At 72.4% G+C, this 3,213-nt stretch carries 2 protein-coding genes; both read left to right on the top strand.

Annotated elements, in window-relative coordinates; genetic code table 11:
• The coding region (rsgA, locus tag VFO68_RS12030; protein ID WP_325158317.1) for a ribosome small subunit-dependent GTPase A at window positions 1-862 on the top strand (862 nt) is incomplete at its 5' end.
• Window positions 863-964: 102 nt separating this feature from the next.
• Window positions 965-3,213, top strand: a 2,249-nt coding sequence (gene uvrA / locus VFO68_RS12025) for an excinuclease ABC subunit UvrA (RefSeq protein ID WP_325158316.1), incomplete at its 3' end; no start/stop codon positions are given.

The following is a 3,213-nucleotide window of genomic DNA, read 5'->3' as shown; positions in this document are numbered from 1 at the left end:
CGGCGACTGGCTGGTCGCGCGGCTGTGGCCGGACGAACGGGTGACGGCCGAGGCGGTGCTGCCCCGGCGCACGGCGCTGGTCCGCCGCACGGCCGGCAAGGACTCGACCGGCCAGGTGCTCGCCGCGAACGTGGACGTGGCCGCCGTGGTCGAGCCGATCGACCCGTCGCCCGACCTGGGCCGCATCGAGCGGCTGCTCGCGCTGGCGTGGGAGTCCGGCGCCCGGCCGCTGGTGATTCTCACCAAGGCCGACCTGGCGGCCGAACCCGGCGCGGTGGCCGAGCAGGTCGCGGACGCGGCTCCCGGGGTGGAGGTGCTCGCCGTCAGCGCCGAGCGGGGTGAGGGGCTGGCCGCCCTGCGACCGCTGGTCGCGCCGGGGCGGACGCTGGGGTTGCTCGGCCCGTCCGGCGCCGGCAAGTCGACGCTGGTGAACGCGCTGGCGGGCGCCCGGGTGATGGGCACGCAGGAGATCCGCCGGGTGGACGGCAAGGGCCGGCACACCACCACGTACCGGGCGCTGGTGCCGATTCCCGGCGGCGGCGCGGTGCTGGACACCCCGGGCCTGCGCGCGGTGGGCCTGCTGGACGCCGACGATGGCCTCGGCCAGGCGTTCGCGGACGTGGAGGCGCTGGCGGCGGCGTGCCGGTTCGCCGACTGCGGGCACGCGGGGGAGCCGGACTGCGCGGTGGCGGCGGCGGTCGAGTCGGGCGCGCTGGCGCCGCGGCGCCTGGAAAGCTGGCGGCGGTTGGCGCGGGAGGTGGCGTACGAGTTGCGCCGCCGCGACGCCCGATTGGCGGCGGCGGAGCGGGCCAGATGGCGGCGGATTCACCGTGAGCAGCGGCAACGAGGATTTCGCCCGTAGGTGGCAGCCGAGGGCCCCGAACTTTGTCGGACCCCCTGGATACAGTTGCGCCCGGCGCTCGGGTGAGCGCTAATACGTGACAAGAGGTGAGGGCGGGACCTGGTGGCCGACCGACTGATCATCCGCGGTGCGCGCGAGCACAACCTGCGGGACGTCCATCTGGACCTGCCGCGGGACGCGCTGATCGTGTTCACCGGCCTGTCCGGGTCGGGCAAGTCGAGCCTCGCGTTCGACACGATCTTCGCGGAGGGTCAGCGGCGGTACGTGGAGTCGCTGTCGTCGTACGCCCGCCAGTTCCTCGGCCAGATGGACAAGCCCGACGTCGACTACATCGAGGGCCTGTCCCCGGCCGTGTCGATCGACCAGAAGTCGACCTCCCGCAACCCGCGCTCGACCGTCGGCACGATCACCGAGGTGTACGACTACCTGCGGTTGCTGTTCGCCCGGGTGGGTGACCCGCACTGCCCGGTCTGCGGCGAGCGGATCTCCCGGCAGAGCCCGCAGCAAATCGTCGACCGGGTGCTGACCATGCCGGAGGGCACCCGGTTCATGGTGCTCGCGCCGGTGGTGCGCGGCCGCAAGGGCGAGTACGTCGACCTGTTCGCCGAGCTGCAGTCGAAGGGCTACGCGCGGGCCCGGGTCGACGGCGTGGTGCACCCGCTGACCGACCCGCCGAAGCTGAAGAAGCAGGAGAAGCACACCATCGAGGTGGTGGTCGACCGGCTCTCGGTGAAGGCGGGCGCGCAGCGCCGGCTGACCGATTCCGTCGAGTCGGCGCTCGCCCTGGCCGGCGGCATCGTGCTGCTCGACTTCGTCGACCTGCCGGAGGACGATCCGCGCCGCGAGCGCCGGTTCTCCGAGCACCTGGCCTGCCCGAACGACCACCCGCTGGCCATCGAGGACCTGGAGCCCCGGGTCTTCTCGTTCAACTCCCCGTACGGCGCCTGCCCCGAGTGCACCGGCCTGGGCACGAAGAAGGAGGTGGATCCGGATCTGATCATTCCGGATCCGGAGCGCACCCTGCGCGAGGGCGCGATCCAGCCGTGGGCCGGCGGCACCACCCAGGAGTACTTCCTCCGCCTGCTGGCGGCGCTGGGCGAGGCCGAGCACTTCGACGTCGACACACCGTGGCGCAAGCTGCCGTCCCGCGCGCAGAAGACGATCCTGCACGGCGTCGAGGACCAGGTGCACGTGCGCTACCGGAACAAGTACGGGCGGGAGCGCTCGTACTACACCGGCTTCGAGGGCGTCGTGCAGTGGATCGAGCGGCGGCACGCCGACACCGAGTCGGACTGGTCGCGCGAGAAGTACGAGGGCTACATGCGCGACGTGCCGTGCGCCGCCTGTCGCGGGGCCCGGCTCAAGCCCGAGGTGCTGGCCGTCACCCTCAACGGGAAGAACATCGCCGAGGTCTGCGCGCTCTCGGTGGGTGAGTGCGCCGACCTGCTCGGCGGCATGACGCTCACCGACCGGCAGAAGATGATCGCCGAGCGGGTGCTGAAGGAGATCAACGCGCGGCTGCGGTTCCTGGTCGACGTCGGGCTGGACTACCTCTCGCTGGACCGGGCGGCCGGCACGCTGTCCGGCGGCGAGGCGCAGCGGATCCGGCTGGCCACGCAGATCGGCTCGGGCCTGGTCGGCGTGCTGTACGTGCTGGACGAGCCGTCGATCGGCCTGCACCAGCGGGACAACCACCGGTTGATCGAGACCCTGGTCCGGCTCAGGACGCTGGGCAACACGCTGATCGTGGTGGAGCACGACGAGGACACGATCCGCACGGCCGACTGGGTGGTGGACATCGGCCCCGGCGCCGGCGAGCACGGCGGCCGGATCGTGCACAGCGGCTCGCTGGAGGGGCTGCTGGCCAACGAGGAGTCGGCGACCGGGGCGTACCTGTCCCGGCGCAAGGTCATCCCGACCCCGCAGCGGCGCCGGCCGCGGACCAAGGGGCGCGAACTGGTCGTGGAGGGTGCGCGCGAGCACAACCTGCGCAACCTGACGGTGAGCTTCCCGCTCGGCCAGTTCATCGCGGTCACCGGTGTCAGCGGCTCGGGCAAGTCCACGCTGGTCAACGACATCCTCTATGCGGTCCTGGCCAACCAGGTCAACCGCGCCCGGCTCGTGCCGGGCCGGCACACCCGGGTCTCCGGGCTGGACCACGTCGACAAGGTGGTCGGCGTCGACCAGTCGCCGATCGGGCGCACCCCGCGGTCGAACCCGGCCACGTACACCGGGGTGTTCGACCACATCCGGCGGCTGTTCGCCGAGACCACCGAGGCCAAGGTCCGCGGGTACGGGCCGGGCCGGTTCTCGTTCAACGTCAAGGGCGGCCGCTGCGAGAACTGCGCCGG

The organism is Actinophytocola sp. (genome assembly GCF_035712165.1).
GTDB lineage: Bacteria > Actinomycetota > Actinomycetes > Mycobacteriales > Pseudonocardiaceae > DASYTH01.
Note: the sequence above shows the minus strand (reverse complement) of the source record. Positions and strands in the feature narration are given on the sequence as shown.